Annotated in this window: 17 protein-coding genes; 4 read left to right on the forward strand and 13 right to left on the reverse strand. The window is 35.1% G+C overall.

What is annotated here, in order from left to right; genetic code table 11:
- The first annotated feature begins 33 nt into the window (after positions 1-33).
- Complete coding sequence (locus FN756_RS03250) at positions 34-600, forward strand: pentapeptide repeat-containing protein (protein WP_142601440.1); 567 nt, start codon at positions 34-36, stop codon at positions 598-600.
- Between the two features lie 25 nt (positions 601-625).
- Here the strand turns inward: FN756_RS03250 and FN756_RS03255 are convergent, their stop codons facing one another.
- Both FN756_RS03255 and FN756_RS03260 read right to left on the reverse strand, forming a co-directional pair.
- The gene (locus tag FN756_RS03255) at positions 626-1,378 is read right to left on the reverse strand and encodes a DUF3307 domain-containing protein (RefSeq protein WP_142601442.1); all 753 of its coding nucleotides are present in this window, start codon (positions 1,376-1,378) and stop codon (positions 626-628) included.
- Positions 1,371-2,006 carry a hypothetical protein gene (locus FN756_RS03260; protein WP_142601444.1) on the reverse strand — a complete coding sequence of 212 codons (636 nt, stop codon included), beginning with the start codon at positions 2,004-2,006 and terminating at the stop codon, positions 1,371-1,373. Before FN756_RS03260 ends, FN756_RS03255 begins: the two co-directional genes overlap by 8 nt.
- A gap of 184 nt (positions 2,007-2,190) precedes the next feature.
- Between FN756_RS03260 and FN756_RS03265 the strand changes: the two genes are divergently transcribed.
- Positions 2,191-4,224 carry a M13 family metallopeptidase gene (locus FN756_RS03265; RefSeq protein ID WP_142601446.1) on the forward strand — a complete coding sequence of 678 codons (2,034 nt, stop codon included), beginning with the start codon at positions 2,191-2,193 and terminating at the stop codon, positions 4,222-4,224.
- 119 nt (positions 4,225-4,343) lie between these two features.
- Here the strand turns inward: FN756_RS03265 and FN756_RS03270 are convergent, their stop codons facing one another.
- From FN756_RS03270 to FN756_RS03295, 6 genes are all read right to left on the reverse strand, one after another.
- Positions 4,344-5,396 carry a nucleoid-associated protein gene (locus FN756_RS03270; protein ID WP_142601448.1) on the reverse strand — a complete coding sequence of 351 codons (1,053 nt, stop codon included), beginning with the start codon at positions 5,394-5,396 and terminating at the stop codon, positions 4,344-4,346.
- A 127-nt stretch (positions 5,397-5,523) separates the two neighbouring features.
- The gene (locus FN756_RS03275; RefSeq protein WP_142601450.1) at positions 5,524-6,057 is read right to left on the reverse strand and encodes a DUF3347 domain-containing protein; all 534 of its coding nucleotides are present in this window, start codon (positions 6,055-6,057) and stop codon (positions 5,524-5,526) included.
- A 38-nt stretch (positions 6,058-6,095) separates the two neighbouring features.
- Positions 6,096-7,139 (reverse strand): methionyl-tRNA formyltransferase, encoded by a 1,044-nt coding sequence (locus FN756_RS03280; RefSeq protein ID WP_142601451.1) that lies wholly within the window; start codon positions 7,137-7,139, stop codon positions 6,096-6,098.
- A gap of 495 nt (positions 7,140-7,634) precedes the next feature.
- On the reverse strand, positions 7,635-8,270 hold the full coding sequence (locus FN756_RS03285; protein ID WP_142601453.1) for a uridine kinase family protein: 636 nt from the start codon (positions 8,268-8,270) through the stop codon (positions 7,635-7,637).
- Between the two features lie 5 nt (positions 8,271-8,275).
- On the reverse strand, positions 8,276-9,142 hold the full coding sequence (locus FN756_RS03290; RefSeq protein ID WP_142601455.1) for a septal ring lytic transglycosylase RlpA family protein: 867 nt from the start codon (positions 9,140-9,142) through the stop codon (positions 8,276-8,278).
- Between the two features lie 26 nt (positions 9,143-9,168).
- Positions 9,169-9,951: a DUF4905 domain-containing protein gene (locus FN756_RS03295; protein ID WP_142601457.1), complete on the reverse strand. Its 783-nt coding sequence runs from the start codon at positions 9,949-9,951 to the stop codon at positions 9,169-9,171.
- 105 nt (positions 9,952-10,056) lie between these two features.
- Here FN756_RS03295 and FN756_RS03300 point away from each other — a divergent pair, with 105 nt between their 5' ends.
- The gene (locus FN756_RS03300) at positions 10,057-11,160 is read left to right on the forward strand and encodes a fatty acid desaturase family protein (protein WP_142601458.1); all 1,104 of its coding nucleotides are present in this window, start codon (positions 10,057-10,059) and stop codon (positions 11,158-11,160) included.
- Between the two features lie 64 nt (positions 11,161-11,224).
- On the opposite strand, the gene FN756_RS03305 is transcribed toward FN756_RS03300, so the two are convergent.
- The 4 genes from FN756_RS03305 to FN756_RS03320 form a co-directional block, all read right to left on the reverse strand.
- Entirely contained in the window at positions 11,225-11,749 is a 525-nt protein-coding gene (locus tag FN756_RS03305; RefSeq protein ID WP_142601460.1) for an SRPBCC family protein, read from the reverse strand.
- A gap of 67 nt (positions 11,750-11,816) precedes the next feature.
- The gene (locus tag FN756_RS03310) at positions 11,817-13,724 is read right to left on the reverse strand and encodes a menaquinone biosynthesis decarboxylase (RefSeq protein WP_142601461.1); all 1,908 of its coding nucleotides are present in this window, start codon (positions 13,722-13,724) and stop codon (positions 11,817-11,819) included.
- A 152-nt stretch (positions 13,725-13,876) separates the two neighbouring features.
- On the reverse strand, positions 13,877-15,382 hold the full coding sequence (locus FN756_RS03315; RefSeq protein ID WP_142601463.1) for an OmpP1/FadL family transporter: 1,506 nt from the start codon (positions 15,380-15,382) through the stop codon (positions 13,877-13,879).
- A gap of 57 nt (positions 15,383-15,439) precedes the next feature.
- Positions 15,440-16,327: a hypothetical protein gene (locus FN756_RS03320; protein ID WP_142601465.1), complete on the reverse strand. Its 888-nt coding sequence runs from the start codon at positions 16,325-16,327 to the stop codon at positions 15,440-15,442.
- A gap of 150 nt (positions 16,328-16,477) precedes the next feature.
- On the opposite strand from FN756_RS03320, the gene proS reads away from it, so the two are divergent.
- Positions 16,478-17,953 (forward strand): proline--tRNA ligase, encoded by a 1,476-nt coding sequence (gene proS / locus FN756_RS03325; protein ID WP_142601466.1) that lies wholly within the window; start codon positions 16,478-16,480, stop codon positions 17,951-17,953.
- A 68-nt stretch (positions 17,954-18,021) separates the two neighbouring features.
- Here proS and FN756_RS03330 read toward each other — a convergent pair whose 3' ends face one another.
- Positions 18,022-20,247, reverse strand: a complete 2,226-nt coding sequence (locus tag FN756_RS03330; RefSeq protein ID WP_142601468.1) for a bifunctional SulP family inorganic anion transporter/carbonic anhydrase — start codon at positions 20,245-20,247, stop codon at positions 18,022-18,024.
- Between the last annotated feature and the right edge of the window lie 77 nt (positions 20,248-20,324).

Raw genomic sequence — 20,324 nt, forward strand, 5'->3', positions numbered from 1 at the left:
TTTTTGTGTTTAAGATTTTTCAATACCATTATCATGATTCACGAATTCAAAACATTTAACCGCACTGATTTTTCTCAATTAGAAATTCTTAATGGTCAATTTGATAGTTGTAAATTCATTGGATATGATCTTTCGAATTTTAAATTGTCAGGTAATGAGTATTTGGATTGTCAGTTTGATGATTGTAATTTATCATTGATTAATCTGACCGGTACCGGATTGAAAAACGTTTTGTTTAAAAATTGTAAAATAACCGGGGTTGATTTTAGTAATTGTAAAGATTTGCTTTTTGGAGTGAATTTTGAAAATTGTAAACTTGACTTTTCCATCTTCTACAAAAAGAAAAATAAAGGAGCTTTATTTTTTAATTGTTCATTAATAGAAACTGATTTTGCGGAGTGTGATTTAACGGATGCTGTTTTCAATAATTGTAATTTAGAAAACTCCATCTTTGATCAAACCATTTTGAAAAATGCCGATTTGCGTACCTCGTACAATTTCATTATTGATCCAGAAAAAAATAATTTAAAAAAGGCCAGGTTTTCATCCGGTAGTCTTGGGGGGTTATTAGCTAAATATGATATCCGAATTGAGCTCTGATATTGAGCCGATTCGGTTCATTTTCTTATTTGATCAATTTATTAATACCCACGCCCAATAAAATACTCAGCGAGAAACTTATTAAAGTTCCAATAAGTACGTATTCAGTTTGTTTTCGTGCTTTGTTTTTGTCCTCATCCTGATCGCTATAACGAAGTATTGATTTTGCAGCTATCAAAAATCCGATTCCTTCATACTGCTGCATCAAAACAAAAGTTAATACCATTATACGTTCAAAAATACCTATCCATTTGCCTGCATTTTCTAAACTTGCCTGATCGTCGTTAATCTTCTCACGCCAGCTTTTCGTAGCCATATTTATTATCATACCCATTGGCCATATCACCACGATATAAGCAGATGTAATCAATAAAGTATTGAAGTCACTTAGGAGGGTCACTATGTTTTTGGTAAATACCTCCCAACCATTAATGAGCCGAAGCCAGACGATCAAAATTACAATCAGATGAAATAATTGATCGAACAGGAATACAGGTAAATTATTTTTCTTCTGATTAACTTTCCAATAATCAATGGCTGTGTGCGTTATGGCTATGGTTGTCCCGGCTGCTAATGCTCTTCCTCCAAGGTTAACCAAAAATAAGGTGGCCAAAACACCAGAAAGTACACCATGTAAATATAGAAGGCTTGTTTTTCCTTTAAGCTGCTGTTTGCTTACTACCCAACTTTTGGGCTGAAGTACAAAATCAATTAATAAATGAGCAATCAGTAATCGTATAAGTATGGATCCTTGTTCGTAGGTAAACAAATCAGGCATGAGTTTCAATTTTTGATTTAATAACGGAGGAATAATGGTTTAGTACAATTTGTAATGCATCGAAATGGGCTAATTTCAATCGGTTATTTACTGAAGCTTGAGAAATTCCTATTTTTTGAGCAATCGCCATTTGATTTAAACCTTGTAATCTTTCCCAAATTACTTCGGCCTGAGCTTTTGTCCAATTGTTAATGATTAAGTCGAGCATTGTGCAATGTACTTGCATTTCTCTATTTAGTTCATTCCACGGACTTTTAAAAAGAAGATATTGTGTTGATTTTTGGTCAAGCAATTGACCTGAGTTATGAAATGCTTCACCGTCTGATTCTTCAATGGTTGCAGCCTTCAAACTAATAGTTCCCAGACCTATAGCTATTCTTGCATCAAATTTTACTTTAGAAGAGGAGGTTGTTGTTTTTAAAAGGTAAGCTCTGATTTTTACACATTGCTCTAAAGCTAACCAAGGTTTTTCATTTACTCCTTGAAATGTATCGCCGCGATAGATCTTAAAATTTGTCTCGTTCATTTCAACGAACAGTGCATTCAATTTTTGAAGCAATAATAATCTATCCTCAGTATTCAAAAGAGTTGAATTTACAATATCGGCTGTTAGTACGGCGTATATCATTCAATAAATATAGACTTATCAATTTATAAATACAAATTATATAATAATTGATTGATAATATTTAAATATATATTAATTAATCTATATTTACTCGATTGGGTATAAAAGCAGGAATGTCAATTCATTTAATATTCATAAATATTTCTTTAATTTGACTAATACTAGTATGAAGAAATATAATCTTATGAAATTAATTAAACCATTTTTGCTGGGAGTTGCAGGTATAAGTGTTACAACATTAGCATTTAAACAACTTCCAACACGTAAATTTATTGATGCTTCCAATATGGATACATCAGTGAGTCCAGGCGATAATTTTTACTTGTATGCTAATGGAGGTTGGTTGAAAAAAAATCCAATTCCAGCGTCTGAAACTCGTTGGGGGAGTTTCAATGAACTCATCAAACATAATAACGATGAATTGCAAAATCTGCTACAACAAGCATCGAAATCAAAGGCCGCAATGGGTACCGATGAACAAAAAGTAGGTGATTTTTATACAAGTGGAATGGATTCATTATCGATTGAAAAAGCAGGTATGAAGCCTATCAGTGCGGATCTTGCGCGAATTGCTGCTATTAAAGATAGCAAAGGGATTTTGAATGAAGTGGCTTTTGAGCATAGTCAAGGAAATAGTCCTTTGTTTAATTTCTTTGTTTATCAAGATGATAAGAACAGTTCGGAAGTAATTTCTCAATTATCACAGGGAGGATTAGGGTTGCCGGATCGTGATTATTATTTTAAAGATGATGATCGTACCAAAAATATTCGTGCAGAGTACGTAAAGTACCTTTCAGCCATGTTTAGTTTAATTGGTGATGATGCAGCTAAAGCACAAGCTAACGCAAATGCAGTAATGAAGCTGGAAACAGCGCTTGCTTCAGCTTCAATGACTCGTGTTGAGCTGCGTGATCCAAATAAGGTTTACCATAAAATGACCATAGCAGAGTTAAACGCTATTACTCCTGCAATTAACTGGAATGATCTTCTTCCTCGTATGATGGTTAACGGTGTTAATAATGTATTGGTTCGTCAACCGAATTTTTATAAAGAGGTCAACAAACAACTTTCAGCTACCAGTTTGGCTGATTGGAAGGCTTACTTGCGATGGAATACAGCTAAAAATGCAGCTCCTTTTTTGAGTAGTTCATTTGTTAGCGAGAATTTTAACTTCTATGGTAAAGTACTTACCGGTCAGAAAATGATGAAACCGCGTAAAGAACGTGTAGCCACCGTTATAGATGGCTCAATGGGTGAAGTATTAGGTAAACTTTACGTTGATAAAAACTTTAAGCCAGAGGCTAAAGCGCGTATGATGCAGCTGATTGAAAACCTTTCTCAGACTTATGAGCAAAGAATTAAACGGTTGGATTGGATGAGCGAAACTACAAAAGATAAGGCGATCGCTAAACTGCATGCATTCATCCGTAAAATCGGCTATCCTGATAAGTGGAAGGATTATTCATCTGTTCAAACCAGCCGTTCTTCCTACTATAAAAATGTGCAGGAATGCAATCGTTTTGATTATAACTACATGATTCATAAACTGGGTAAACCTGTTGATAAAACCGAATGGGGAATGACTCCTCCTACTGTAAATGCTTATTACAACCCAGTAGTTAATGAAATTGTATTCCCAGCTGGTATTTTACAATTCCCGTTCTTTGATTTTGAGGCTGATGATGCTATTAATTACGGTGGTATTGGTGGAGTGATTGGTCACGAAATGACACATGGTTTTGATGATGAAGGTCGACAGTATGATGCACAAGGTAATTTGAAAGATTGGTGGACTGCTGAAGATGCAACTAATTTTAATGCTCGTGCTAAAATGGTAGTTGATCAATTTAATGGATACTCGGTCCTAAATGGAACAACACATGTAAATGGACAACTCACCTTAGGTGAAAATTTGGCGGATTTGGGTGGTATTAATATCGCGTATGAGGCCTTTAAGAAAACCAAGCAGGGACAAAGCAATGAGAAAATCGATGGATTTACTCCAGATCAGCGTTTCTTCCTATCATGGGCCCAAGTTTGGAGAGCTAACATTCGTGATGAAGCGCAGGCTCAACGTATTGTTACCGACCCGCATTCACCAGGAATGTATCGTTGCAACGGCCCGCTTTCAAACATGCCTGAATTCTATGCGGCTTTTGGAGTTAAAGAGGGTGATAAGATGTGGAAACCTGAAGCACAACGGGCTAAAGTTTGGTAGATTTTAGGCCATAGGTTTAAGCTTAGACCAAAGTGTAATATCAAATATGAGTAAAAATGCCTTGCTAGATATAGTAAGGCATTTTTATTATCCATAAACCTTTCTCCTTAAAACCTAAACTAAGCTTCTTCTTTAAAGAATAATTTATAGTAATTCATACCTGAAACTTCATCCGTTCCCTTTTCAATTAAATCGGTGTTGCCATGAATGTAAACATGGAAGTTCTTATCTAACTTTAAGATACTTTTGAATACTTTTGCTTGTTTTTTTACGGCAGGAGTGGAAATATCGAAAGAATCGGGTAGGGTAACTTCACGATTGTTTTCAAATTGTTGTTTAAATTCTTTAAATGACTCGATTACGGCCGGTTGAAGAATAATATCTTCAGTAAATTCATCCAAATCGAATTGCTCTTTCTCTTTAAAATAGCTGGCTGATTTATTTAATAAGTCAATTTGATCGGCACGGCTCACTTCAAAATTCTCAGAAAGTTTAGTGTTGATAAATGTACGGCAGAGATCCAGATAATTTTCAGTTTGATGGTAGTTATCTTCTCGGCGTTTTACCTGCAAGAAATCATCTTTCCAATACACTGCTTCGTTTTGTTTGCTTTGTGCATCAATGATACTAACCCGGTAACCTTCTTCCTTTTCAATGTTAAAAATAAGACAGCCTTTGTCAAGCTTATTGATATTGATACCGTCTTCATAATTCAATTCGTAGGTTTCGTTTTGCAGGTACACTTTCAAATAAGTTTCTTTATTTTCTGATTTGAAAATACCTATGGCCTCTGCCTCTTCTCCATCAACCAAACATTTGTCAAAATAGGCTATATAAAGCTCACCTCCTTTTATTTTAGGATGTGTTGAGTGATTGAAAAGATGCTTGGCGATATTTATTGATTGTTCCTGAAATTTTATTTTATCATCAAAAATTTGGGAAGCAAAGGAAAAGATCTCATTCAGATTGATATCTGCAGAATGATAAAGGTGATAATACTCTGCATTGTTGCTAAAAGGCTGAATGAAGTAATTGAGCAGCAGTGAGCCAATGGATTCATCAGTTAGATCCAAGGGGGTTTGTGATAATGCTAATGGTTCATCTTTACTTTGATTGCCAACTTTATGGATGGTAAGCAGTTGCAGGTCATTAACATCAGAAACGTGTATCATTGATCGAAATTTATTCCGCAATGATAGTAATTTTAAGTTGTAGCCAATTCTATTCTCTTGAGAAAAGAATGAAATCAGTGAATGGAAGTTTATTTTCCACCCTCTCTCTTTTTGATTTAAGTAATAACTACTTTATTGTTTCCTTAACAGATCCACAATGAAGCATTTGATTCCCATAATAAGGATTATTTATTTCTTTTTCGTTTGCTAACCAATATGCACCTTTTGACTTATTGGCCATTGGACAAAATTCAACATAAATTTCACCATTACTAAACTCTGAGTTTTTTGCAAGTTGGATTAACTCATTACTTAATTCAGAAAATAAATTACGCTGACTCTCTAAATCTTTCGTTTCAGAAAGAGCCGATGCGGATTTCATCATTTTTTCAGCATTTTTAATTTTAGTCAAGGATAATTGTAGGGCAGAGGCTGCTTTCTGTGCAGCGGAAGCATTGGATTCAACTAATGCATTTTTAACCAGAATATACTGCTGATAAGCTGAATTTAGATTAACATCTTTAAATAAAACGGAATTTATATTTACCTCGGTTGCTTTATTTGATTTGACTTCATCATTTTTTACGTTTTTATTAGTTTGATTGTCGTGTGATGTCAATACTGTTCCTAATAAAACTGGTAATATTAATTTGATATTCATATTTTGTATTAAAGTAATTTTTTCGTTCAACTATATCCTCAAAGAAACAATGATTTTATTACTAGCGAAAAAGATTTTTTTAATTCCATGATTATAGCACCGTCTTTACAGTATAATAAGTACTGTTTTCCATTATTTTTAATTGTTCCGGGCTTATTTTGACTCAACTCTTTTATAAAGGAAACCACCTTCCAATAGCTTCCACTTCCTGCATTTTTAGGTAAAGGGACTGATTTTACATAAGTCAATGTTCCTCTAAGAAAATGAAATACTCGCTCTGTAGACCATGTTTGCCAATCAATAAAAGATTGATGCTCTTCTTTTTTTATCCTTCGTGCTCTGGTTATCTCTGAAGTTTCGATTTGCTTTTTCAGCTGCATAGAATCTGTTTCAATATCCTTCAATGCTTTAAGTACTAGCTCAGCCCCTAATTCACAGTATTGGGCTTTATATTCATTATAGGAAGTTCCCAATTCAAGGGGAAAACTTTGGGCATAAATAATTTCTCCGGTATCTTCACCATCATTAATTAGATGCACTGTGCCGCCTGGATTAAGGTCCATATTGTAATATACCCAAAAATCAGGACTTGATCCCGGATAGTTAGGCAACAAAGAAGGATGATAATTAATTGCTCCATACTTAGGAATACTAAATACATCCTTTTTTAGTAATTGATACATACTATGTACCACAATAATATCAGGCTTTAATGATGAAACCCAATTGGCAAGTGTTTTTTGTTCCTCTGAAAAGACAAGATAAGGCACTTTCTGCTTTTTTGCTTGACTTGACAATTGTAAAACTGACTTCCCTTTAATAGATTGTAAAAGGTCATAAGCATTAAATAATAAAGATTTAAGTACTGAAGCTTTTTTATTTAATGTCGATTCAGCAATCCCTTTAATTTCATGAGATGAGTGTATAAGCGCCTCAAGTATGGGATGGTTGCGGGTGCCAATATATATAATTTTCATTGCTTGATTGGCATTAGAGTTAGCGTATGTTATCATTTTTTCTAGGTCATATTTGTTTATTTTTCGAAGCTTATACTTCAATTTTATTCCAAAAACACTATTCATTAGATAAGTTCTCAATACAACTATGTGCTTATTTTTTTCAATTTCTCAATAATCTTAGCTTCTCCCAATTTCACTTTCGCGGTTCAAGTTTTCGGCATCACTATTTTTGGAACCCCATTATTTTCAATTCGAATGTTTAATAAATTAATCTTTGAATTGTTTTCAATATGACGATTGTTATAAATTATTAAGTTTATCCAGGAAAAGATTTAAGTTCAACCTCTAATTTGAGCATGCATTTAGCGGTGCAACATTCATTTTCAAAAGCTTCAATTTTCGCTCCAATCTTTCAATAGTTGTAAAAAAGTCGAGATTGATAGGAATTGAAACTTTATTGATTAAAGGTGGTTTGTCAGCACAATAGTTTTATAAGCTTTGAGGGCTGTTTCAAAAAATTAATGCGTAAGATAAGACAAAATGTATGTGGAGAACAGGAAAGTTGGTACTAACTTCTTCCTTTTAGTTGGTTATAGTCGACTCATTTAAATATTCGATTTAAATGTCTGAATGATTGGAAATACGTTGCTCTACCATTGCCTTAAAACTTATAAAATCGATCTCTTTAACTTGATTGTTTTCAATTACGAAATCAACATGAGGTTTATAAGGAAGTAAAAACTCTTTGTAAGCCGGCAATACGTGTTTATGCCATTTGTATAAAATATCGTCTTCTGAATAACCTCTTTCTGCTTTATCGCGGTGTATCCTGCGTTTTAAAGCCAATTCTTCATGTGCTTCGATGAAGATGCGCAAATCAATTAGTTTATTAATTTCAGGAAAATGAAAAATGAATAAGCCTTCAATTACAATGATGGGCGCCGGCTTACACTCCAGCAGTCTTGGAATAGCCTGAGTATTATTAAATGTATACTCTTGCTTATAAACAATCTTTCCATTTGCCAAGTTCAATAAATCCTCATAGAATTTATCAGCATCAATTGTACCTGGCAAATCGAAATTGTATAGTTTATTTTCCTCAGCGCTTAATTCACCAACAGGTATGTAATAGTCATCTTGTGAAACAATACAAATCTGTTTGTGATTAAAATGTTTTAATAATGACTGTAGAAAATAAGTTTTACCAGAACCGCTTCCTCCTGCAACACCTATTATGAAGGGTTTATGATTCATTTTTATTAAAGCGGATATGAAAGTTCAATTCTAAACTTTTGATCACGAACGCCTAACAGGTTAGCTGCTGATTTGGAGATTACTATGAGCACATTTTTAGTGTCACTATTTTCAGGGAAATTACCAACCACTTTGACAAAAACACTTTTATTGCTCATAGGATTAGTAATTTTAATTATGGTGCCGGTTGGAGCGGAATGGTGCAATGCAACACTTTTCGCCTGATTTAGATCATTATCACTAATCCAGGTACCCATCCCCAATTCCTTAATTTCGCGACCAGTTCGAATCGGTATTGAACTTTCAACGGGTTCGTTTGCATCGGTTGTGTCTGAGTTTTTAGTAATCGGTGTTTCAACTGGACGTTCAGATGAAGTTACAACCTTTGCTGTTTGTTTTTGGGGTGCTTCAACAGCTTTCACTACCACAGGATGTTCATCAGGTTTAGCAGTTGCAGCACTTATTTTTAATTTCTCTCCAATCTTTATCCCACTTTCAGAAAGGTTGTTTTGTTGTTTAATACTTTCAACAGAAACGCCATATTTACGAGCTATAGAGAATAGTGTTTCACCTGAAGCAACCGAATGCTCGATGGTTTTTGCTCCCGGCGTTAACTTTTTAGCTGTAAGATTCTTCTTATTAACTTTTAATGTATCACCAATTCTAACAGGATTATTGTCATTGAACTCTATTAACTCAGTAGGACTAACGCCGTATTTACGGGCTATAGAATAGTAAGTTTCCTTTGACTCAACTTTATGTAAAATAACAGGCTTTCCTTTATATTCTCCTATTCCTAGGGAATCAATATTAGCTTTTGCAAGTGATGTAAACGAGATTATACTTACAATTACGAGGCAAATTCTCTTCATATATCTTAAACTTAATAGGGGCAAAATTATAATAAATATGATACAAATTCCGACCTGTTTTTAATGTAGATCAAAAAGTTCTTCCATACAAAAAACGATGAAGGTAATTTATTTTGTATACCAGCAATTATTTTATCCTGATATTCTACAATGTTATCGACACCATAAATAACTAGGTTACATTCAAGCATACTGCCAGTTTTTTGATACCAAGCTATAATTCGATTCCCATTTTTTTCAAGGTATTCAACTTCAATACCTTCTTCCAGATATACAGGCAATTGCAAATCATCGGTTTTAATCCTTTTGGGAAAAACTAATTCCTGATTGGAATTGACAAAATCAGCATTTTCCCCAATTAGTAAATCCAAGTGTGGCTTTTGTTCCCCAGTAGTGTGGTCGAGTAAAATATATCTCCTTGGTTCAATTTTCGGGTTATAGGCAATTATCCCTTCATATGAGTTTTGGTAATATGAAAGTTGATAATTCTCCCAAATCTTTGTTCCATTAGTATTAAGGGCTACTATCCCTTTATGTTCAGGTAAGGATTCATTGGTATATCCATGCAGACATAATATATCTTTATAAAAGGTTTCTATACCAAAATACCAAGGCTCTTCTGTTTGAATGTTTTCTGCTAAAACCATATTGGTGGCTAGGTCGATAATGGAAAAGCTTACTTGTCTTTGAGTAGGGTCACGCAATTCAATCGCCACCTTTAAACCTTTAAAATCAGGTACAATCTTCCAAATTAGTCCAGAAAAGATTTTTGAAAAAGGTTGATTTGAAGTATATTTAATATTAATCATTTACAATCATTTGTTTTTCTTAACACTTTAAACCATGCTCAATTAAACATTTTCAACATAAAATTGTTCAATTTTATCAAATCTTAAATATAACTCATATTGTCTATGACTACTCAATCTGTAAAGTTTAAGAAAGAAAGTGCCGATGATTTTTATCCAACTATAAAAAAACGTGTCAATGAATACTTTGAACAAAATAACCTGAGCAAATTAGCCCCTGCAAGTTATTTTATCAAAATTTCAAGTTTTATCCTGTTATATTTCTTTGTTTACTTCAATTTGATTTTTAATGTAACCTCGTTGAGAGGGTTATTCTTTTCCTTTATATTGCTTGGCTTCTTGGTATTTTTTATCTTTTTAAATGTGGTTCATGATGCGGCCCATGGGTCAATTTTTAAGAAGAAGCAGAGCAATCATGTTCTGTTATATTTTCTAGAAATGTTTGGTACTAGTAATTACATCTGGAGAATACGCCACCTTGAATCTCATCATATTTATCCTAACATATTTGGATTAGACACGGATATTAAACAATCTGATTTAGTGAGAATATCAAATCAGCATCCTTTTAAGATACATCATCAGTTCCAACACCTTTATATGCCGATATTGTATTTTATATACACATTAAACTGGACAATAGTTCGGGATTTTAGAGACATTACTTCCGACAATATCGGCCCCAAAGTTAATATTAAGCACCCATGGGAACAGGTAGTGTTACTACTGTTTTCAAAACTATTTTATTTTTTCTATACTTTAATATTACCGGTTTTACTGTTAAACTTTTCTTTTTGGGCCATATTTGGTGCATTCTTAGTGATGCATTTTACCACGAGCTTTTGTGCTGTCTTTATACTTGTTTCCTCTCATGTTGGAGAAGATGCAGTTTTTCCAAAAGCTGATGAAAACAGATATATCGATCATACATGGGCTGAACATCAACTAATCGTTACTGCCGACTTTGCTGCTGACAACCGATTAATTACAACATTAGTCGGAGGTTTTAATTTACACGTTGTTCATCATCTATTTCCTCATGTCTCTCATGCACATTACCCTGTGTTAACAAAAATACTTAAAGAAACTGCCGCTGAATTTGGGCTTTCTTATAACTCTTATACTTTAAAGGAGGCATTAATTTCGCATTGGAAACTATTGAAGAAAAATAGCTTTAAAGAACACTCGGCAATACTCAATGAGGCCTAATTTAAAAAGAGCATTCTAAGTTCGAAATTCTCTTTTAATTAGTATTGATGATTAAAATCTTCTCTTATTTCTCACAAATGCCTTTAACATTTAGAAAAGACTTCTCCATGTTTTTACCCATCATAGAGTCCATGAATAGGCCCATAATTTTATACATTGGATTATTACCCATATTACCTTCATCAGTCCAGGTAACTTTGGTGCCTTCCGGGACTTCATCAAATTGAACCTCTCCCAATAATGGATCGTTAAAACCTTCAAACAGGAGGGTAAGTTTTACCAATTTATTTGGAATACTTTCTGTTATGGTCATTGAACCATTCATTTTTTTACTTAACCAGCTTTGTGTTGCTCCTGCTCCGCTACTTGGGTTAGATGTTGTATACTTAATATCTTTAAAGTCATCATCAAATGCGTTCCACTTTAACCAGCTATTTAAATCATTAAACTGGGCGAATACCTGATCAACTGGTGCTTTAATAATTGTTGATCGCTGTACTTTGTATGCTGATGGTAAAAAGAATGAAATGATTACTAACAGAAAAAGTAATGCTATAAAAGCTAAAAGAGTCTTCTTTAATATTTTCATAATTGATAAGATATTTTTTATCGCATGAAGATAAAAAAATGCTTTTTCATGCCCAAGTAAAATAGTATTACTCTTCAACTACTGCGCCACCCTTATACAGTTGTTTAATGTATTTAATGGATGGAGAAGGGATAAATTCTCCTAAGCCTAGTTTACTCCAAATAGCATCAATACGTTCAATGGTTTCAGGTTTTGATGCTAAGATATTTGGCCAATCTCTTGAAAATCCATCAAACTCCTTTGTTTTACGGGTGCCATCCAAACCAATATGCGAAATTGACTGATCATCATTCGCTTTAATAACCAAACCATCACGTCGCGGATCAACATTGTTTGAAAAACGCCAAACTGCATCAGCTATATCACTAATATCGATTGTATGTTCAAGGTACAGTACAACTTTGATGTTCTTAAACTCCGGATGAGCAAATAACCTTTTGTTTAAATCTTCAATATGCTCCTTGCGATTTTTTTCTACTGCAACTAGCACCAGTGAAATTCCAAGATTTAGCAAGGAGTCGTTAATGTCTTTGATTTCAGGAAAAAGTTGCTCAATCTCATTTTTGTTTATAGCTGAAGACCTAATGCCAACAGCCGAACTGTCGTCTCTAAGTTCCTCAGCCAATTTTTTTGTACCATCAATTCCCATTTTGCCGCCAAAAGCCATTTTTGAACAGGAATGATCCAAAACATCCATCGGACCTTGGGTGAAAATAATATCATTTTCAAGATCAACATTTTCAGATATGTACTTGGCAACTTCGGCATTATCGTGAATATTTACATCCCCATCTACCACAATAATCATTTTGGTAAACATCATTTGACCGGCACCCCACATTGAATTCATTACTTTTAATGCCTGACCCGGATAGTCTTTTTTAATTTTCACAATAACAAGATTATGAAACACGCCTTCCATTGGTAAAACCATATCAACTACCTCCGGAATCATAGTCATTTTGATAGGAGCAAGGAAAATGCGCTCTGTAGCCTTTCCAATCCATGCATCCTCTTGAGGTGGAATACCCACGATCGTTGCCGGGAAAACCGCATTTTTACGATGTGTGATACAGGTAATATGAAAACGAGGATACCAATCGGCTAACGAATAATACCCGGTATGATCACCAAAAGGACCTTCCCAAATGAAATCTTCTTGCGGATCAACATAGCCTTCAATTACAATATCAGCATCAGCAGGAACCTGTATGTCTTGAGTTAAACATTGAACCAATTCCACTTTCTTTTTGCGTAAAAAACCAGCTAACATGTATTCATCAATACCGTCGGGAAGCGGTGCTGTAGCTGCATAGGTATATACTGGATCGCCACCAAGAGCAACGGCTACCGGCATTTTTTGACCCAGTTTTTTATATTCATTGAAGTGACGTGCGGAAACCTTATGTTTATGCCAATGCATGGCAGTGAGATCAGGGCCAAATACCTGCATGCGATACATACCCACATTGCGAACCCCATTATTGGGATCTTTTGTATGAATTACCGGTAAAGTAATAAAGGGGCCGCCATCTTCAGGCCAGCATGTTAAAACCGGAAATTTGGTAATATCTGGAGTACTCATTACCACTTCCTGGCATTCACCACGGCCGGAAACAACTTTTGGCATCCATGAAGCAATCTGGCCAAGTTTTGGAAGCAGTTTTAGCTTATCCATTATGCTTTCCTTTGGACCCGTCACCATTTTAAAAAGATCTTCAATCTCTTTGGTGATCTCATCCATATGTTTTACACCAAGGGCCATACACATACGTTCATAGTTACCCATCGAGTTTATCAACAAGGGAAACTCATAACCGGTATTTTCGAAAAGCAATGCAGGACCGTACTTTTTAGATACTCGATCAGTAATTTCTGTAATCTCCAATTTCGGATCAACGTATTCTTTGATACGAATCAATTGGTTGTTTTTTTCAAGAGTCTCGATGAAGTGCTGAAGGTTTTTGTAGGCCATTTTATATGGATATATTATTTGCAAGCAAAATTCACTTGCAAATTAATACAAGAAATGTGTGCTTAATGTTCTTTAATACTTGGCTCAAAATTAAAAAGGTTGCAGGGATAAGTTGCAACCTTTTTAATATTTATATTTTTTTTATTTTTCCATTAGAACCGAGTTCCGACAGTAAGCATTATATTAAAATGCTTGTTATTAATGTTTGCAGTTGGTGAAATATCAGCTCCCGAAGAAGTTATAGCAGTATAAGGTGAAACTGTTTGGTTCAAGGTTTTATAAACACCAGTCAAATCGACATAAAAATTATCCTGACGGTAACCAACTCCACCCGTAAAAAACTGATTATTTGACTTGTAATCCTGATAAGGAGTTCCATAATTAGCATAACCTGCTCGTAGGCTTATTTGATCCAATTTATATTCAGCACCGATTCTCATATTTACTGCCGATTTATAACGATCACTTATGGAAGTATTAATAACCTGATCAAAAGTAGCATCGTTTGAGCTATATTTTATAGTGCTATAATCTAAATAATCAATATCTGCAGAAATAAAACCATTTTTGCTAAAAAAAACAGCTGCGCCTCCGTTTAAACGTATTGGAGTTCTAAGATTATACTCATAACCTATTCCATTGATATTTGAAGAGTATAAAAGATTATTTTGATCATTAGAAGTGATGGCGCTATTGTATTCTTCGCGTATATTATACCAAATAGGAGAGTGGAAGCTAAAGCCAAAGCGAAGCATTTCATTGGCTCGCAAAATAGCTCCCAATTTCACATCGATTCCATTTCCATCGTTTAGCAAATAATCGTTATAATTCCAATTATTGACATTAACAGGGTTTCCATTTGCATCAATTGGATTAAACCCTGGATCGTTGATATCCGATTCATTATACAAGAAATCACGTTTGTAATGCAATGTATGAACCCCTAATGATGCTCCTAAAAACAAGCGATTGCCATAGTTCCCTGCAAAACTTATGTCGATTTGATTAGTTGCACCTGAAGTACGCTGATTTTTAAACTGCTTAACATTACCATTTTCACTCAATCCGGCATATGAAGGCCCTTGAGGTGTTGATATTGCATCAATTAAAAAAGTGTCGTAGGCCATATCTGCCAGAGTGGCCGTTGTCCCTTGATCACTTAATCCATTTCTGTAAGCCATGTCAGCAAAAGAAGTTGTCATTGAGCTTGTAGGATTCTGGCCTGAAAAGGTATAATTAGAATTAAAATCATTACTTCTATTCAACGCCACACCAAATGTGTATCCCAGCCAATTATTGGTAAAACCAGTATCGCCGGTTTTTGCGTGGGCAAAAGCAACTCCTACGCCGGGAAGTGAAAAAGTAGTTTTATTATTAGAATTATTGCTGCCAAAATACAAAGAAGATGTATTATCAAAACCTAATTGGGCTGATGCGGCAAAGTCATTTTTGCGATAAAAACCCAATCCGGCTGGGTTTATTCCAAATGCACCAATGTCTCCACCCAATGCCGTTTGAGCACCTCCTATGGCTTGAATTCTTGCTGTTCCCATAATATTATACTGGGAGTAACGCAACGCATCATCTACATAGCTTTGAGCTTTTACTTTAGAAATAATAACGGTAGTAAATACTAAAAAGGTAAGTGTTTTTTTCATATAAAAAATTACATATAAAACCACAAAGCCCATTCATTATGGGCTTTGATGCAATATCTATTGATTTCCTGGTCTCGGTCTCGAGCTACTTCCATTGCCTGTCGACTCACGACGCGGAGGTGGAGTTGGATAAGTATCGTTAGTACGCGGGCGACTCTCTGGAAGTGAGTAAGATCCATCATTTGATGGTCTTGGTCTGCTGGTTTCTGATCCTTGTGAAGGTGTATACCTTCCATCAGTAGAATTAGGACGTTGCCTGCTATTTTGACCCGAAGTTCCTGGGTAATAATAACCTGTTTCACCATTAGGGCGAGGTCGGTTTATAGTTCCGCTACCATTAGGACGAGGATGGTTGTAGGTGGCGGTGGATCCATTAGGGTAATAATAGCCTGGATAATAATTTGAATACCAAGGATTACCGTAGTAATAATTATACACCCCGTAAGGATATCCATAATATGAATAGGGAGCGTAAGGATAGTAGGAGTAAGGGTAATATGAGTAATAAGGGCTACCCCAGCCAAATGAAATTCCAAAAGAAGAGCCATAGTAAGGAGAATTCCATGCATTACCCCAACTGTAATTCATCCCGAGCCAACTTGAACCTGGATATCCGTAGAATGAATTACCATAGTTATTGGGTGAATAAAAGTAATTACTTCCATAACTCGGATAGTAGAACCTGTTTATTCTATTAGCATAGTAGTAATCAGGATCATACGGGTCATAATAATGGGTCAATGGGCCATCGAAAGCAGTGTTATTATTTTGATAGTAACTATCACTTGTAGAAGCCTGGTAAACCGAAGCTGGTTTAACATCTGTTTTAGTGAAATAGATATCATTATCAACAACTTCGGTGTTGGTATTTTGAGCCATTTTACTTGAAGAACATGCTCCTAACAACACAGTTGAAAGTAAAACAAGGTTATATAGTTTTTTCATGGCTATTTTAATGTAAATTAAAATTAATCATTCTATAGTAAGAACGCAAATTTCCTATTTTTGTTGGGATTCTGAGTAACAAAATTGTTCCTCCAGAAATTATTAATATCAATATTATTTACCCGTCTGGTACAGAACCTTTTATAAAACATGGCTAAAGATTTAACAAGCAGAGAACAAGATTATTCACAATGGTATAATGAAATAGTAACCAAGGCCGACCTTGCCGAACACTCATCAGTTAGAGGTTGTATGGTTATTAAACCCTATGGTTATTCAATTTGGGAAAAAATGCAAGCGGTTCTTGATAAAAAATTTAAGGATACCGGTCATTCCAATGCCTATTTCCCTTTATTCATTCCGAAATCATTTCTGTCTAAAGAAGCAGCCCATGTAGAAGGTTTTGCAAAAGAATGCGCTGTTGTAACCCATTATCGCCTTAAAGTTGATCCTGAAACCGGAGGTGTTATCGTTGATCCTGAAGCAAAGCTGGAAGAAGAACTAATCGTTCGTCCAACCTCTGAAACCATTATTTGGAATACTTACAAAGGTTGGATTCAATCGTACAGAGATCTTCCAATATTAGTAAATCAATGGGCCAATGTGGTTCGTTGGGAAATGCGTACACGTTTATTTTTAAGAACGGCGGAGTTTTTATGGCAAGAAGGTCACACGGCTCATGCTACAGCTGAAGAAGCAATTGCTGAAACCGAACAAATGCTGGAAGTGTATGCTGATTTTGCAGAAAACTGGATGGCTTTGCCTGTGGTGAAAGGACGTAAAACGCCAAACGAACGTTTCGCAGGAGCTCTAGATACCTATTGCATTGAAGCTTTGATGCAAGATGGAAAAGCGTTACAAGCTGGCACTTCACATTTCTTAGGCCAGAATTTTGCCAAAGCTTTTGATGTGAAATTTACAAGTAAAGAAGGTAAACTGGATCATGTTTGGGCTACATCATGGGGGGTTTCTACCCGTTTAATGGGAGCTCTTGTTATGGCTCATTCTGATGATGACGGATTAGTTCTTCCTCCAAAACTTGCGCCTATACAAGTGGTAATTGTTCCTATTTATAAAGGCGACGAAGAGTTTGATAAAATCAGTGAAACGGCGAATTCAATTAAAAAGAATTTAGAATCTAAAGGTATTTCTGTCAAATATGATAATAGAGATACGCAGCGCCCTGGCTTTAAGTTTGCTGAATGGGAATTGAAAGGTGTTCCGGTTCGTATTGCGATTGGTGCCCGTGATCTTGCTAATCAAACGGTTGAGGTTGCTCGTCGTGATACAAAAGAGAAAGCCGTGTATGAAATGTCAAACCTTGAATTAAAAGTTGAACAACTATTAGAAGATATTCAAAACAACATTTACAGTAAGGCTAAAGCGTTCCGTGATGAAAATATTACTAAAGTAGATTCATACGATGATTTTAAACGTGTTTTGGATGAGAAGCCTGGATTTGTTGCTGCTCATTGGGATGGAACAGCTGAAACTGAACAGGTGATAAAAGATGAAACTAAAGCAACAATTCGTTGTATTCCATTAAATAATTCATTAGAAGAAGGTCGGTGTATTTTAACCGGAAAACCTTCTACTCAGCGTGTTTTGTTTGCAAGAGCATACTAAGTTAAGAGTGTTGAATTATAAAAAAAGGCGAAGATTATCTTCGCCTTTTTTTATAATATCTATTAAACTTATGCTGTAAATTTTTCTTCAACTTTGGGCAGGAGAGCTTCTTCATAAAAAGTAACTTCTCCTGAATCAATATTGTAAATGCCTCCTACTAAGCCAATTTGTTTCTTTTCTAACATTTCGGCAAGAATAGGACTGGCCTCTTTGACTTTGTTCATTGCAGTAAAAACATTAAGGCGGGTTACATTATTTACAAAAACATAATTGGATGAATCTCGATTTTCCATTGTTGTAATCTCTGCATCTAATGCAGGCTTAAACTTCTCGAGTAATGTTGTAAGATTTCCCATTTTCACATGATCACATGCACCTTTTACGGCTCCACAGCCGGTATGCCCAAGTATTACGATCAATTTTGAGCCTGCTACTTTACAAGCAAATTCCATACTTCCTAAAATGTCGTCATTGACTACATTACCTGCAATACGTACACTAAAGATATCACCCAATCCTTGATCAAAAATAACTTCAGCTGAAGTCCGTGAATCAATGCAACTCAAAATAACAGCATGAGGATATTGCGCTTTTGCTGTTTCGTGCACTAGGTGAGAATTACTGCGATAAAGACTATTGCTCTTGACAAAGCGGCGGTTACCATCTTTTAAAATCTGTAGTACTTCCGTCGGAGTTAATTTCGACTGTGTTTGCTCAGTAGGCGCGCTTAAGAAACTAACATGGTTTTGTTGTACATAACGGTCTTTAAAGCCTAACAAGTTTAGTTCAATATTCCTACTTGGTGCCTTATTATTTTTAAACTCATTAATAATTTCCAAAATATCATGGTCGATATAAAAAGAGTACGTGGCATCAATAATAACCTTTGAGTTTTCAGGAATCTTTTCCAACGTTACTATTAAAGCCGCCTTGTTTAAAAAAGAGACTTCTTCTGATAGTTCAATACGAATTACTTCACCAATATGATATCGTTCCTTGGCAAAGAAATAAGAATTTTTAAGGTTGTTTTTAAGAATATAGAATACACTCATTGTCAACCCAATTCCGATACCCATTAACAGATCTGTAAATACGATTGCAATAACGGTTATAATAAAAGGAATAAATTGATTCCATCCTGCAGCGAAAACGTCTTTAAAAATTTTAACCTTAGCTAATTTATACCCCGTCATAATTAAAATTGCAGCTAAGGCTGCTAGAGGAATTAAATTCAACAAACGAGGTATGAACAAGGCTGAAAGCAAAAGCAAAGTACCATGAATGATGGCCGATAATTTAGTTTTTGCGCCCGATTGCACATTCGCCGAGCTTCGTACAATTACCGAAGTAATTGGTAAACCACCTATTAACCCGGAAACAATATTACCAATACCTTGAGCGGTTAATTCGCGACTAGTAGGTGAATGTCGTTTTTCGGGATCGATTTTATCAACAGCTTCCAAGCTCAACAATGATTCGAGTGATGCTACAATTGCCAATGTAATAGCAATCATATAAACTTGTTTATTTGCTATTCCTGAAAAATCAGGAAATGAAAATTGTCCTATGAAATCGTTGAGGCCGTTGTTAACCGGGATACTTACAAGATGAGAATCATTCAAAACCAAAGGTCCTCCATTGATCTTAAAGATATAATTTAGAAAAATACCCATAAGTACGACCGCTAGAGGTGCCGGGAAAAGTTTAAACTTTTTAAACATGGGCTTTTCCCAAAGAAGTAAAATACCAATTGAAACAGCCGCAATGATAGTTGCTCCCAAATGCAGTTGACCCATGGTTGCAAGTATCTCAGTAAACGTATTTTTTTGATCTGCCTGAAGAAATGCAAGGTCTCCTTCAGCATTCTTATCGTATCCTAAAGCATGAGGAACTTGTTTTAATATCAAGATGATACCAATAGCAGCCAACATTCCTTTAATTACATTTGAAGGAATATAATTAGCAACAGCACCGGCTTTTAACAACCCTAAAATCAGTTGAATAGCTCCAGCTATTGTTATAGCCAATAAAAACAATTGATATGATCCAAGAGAGGTGATCGCACTTAAAACAATAGCAGTTAAACCTGCTGCCGGTCCACTTACACTCAATTGTGATCCACTAAGCGTACCAACCACAATACCTCCAACCATTCCTGCTATTAATCCGGAAAATAAAGGAGCACCGGAGGCTAATGCAACACCCAAACACAAGGGTAGGGCTACCAAAAAAACGACAATACTTGCCGGAAAATCATTTTTTATATTAGATAATAGATTATCAGTTGTTTTCATTTGTTATAAGTTGTGATAATAGTTATGAACTAATTATCATAAAACAATAGTTAACAAGAAAGGAATTGCAATGCAGT

Source organism: Solitalea koreensis, assembly GCF_900182575.1.
Classification (GTDB): domain Bacteria; phylum Bacteroidota; class Bacteroidia; order Sphingobacteriales; family Sphingobacteriaceae; genus Solitalea; species Solitalea koreensis.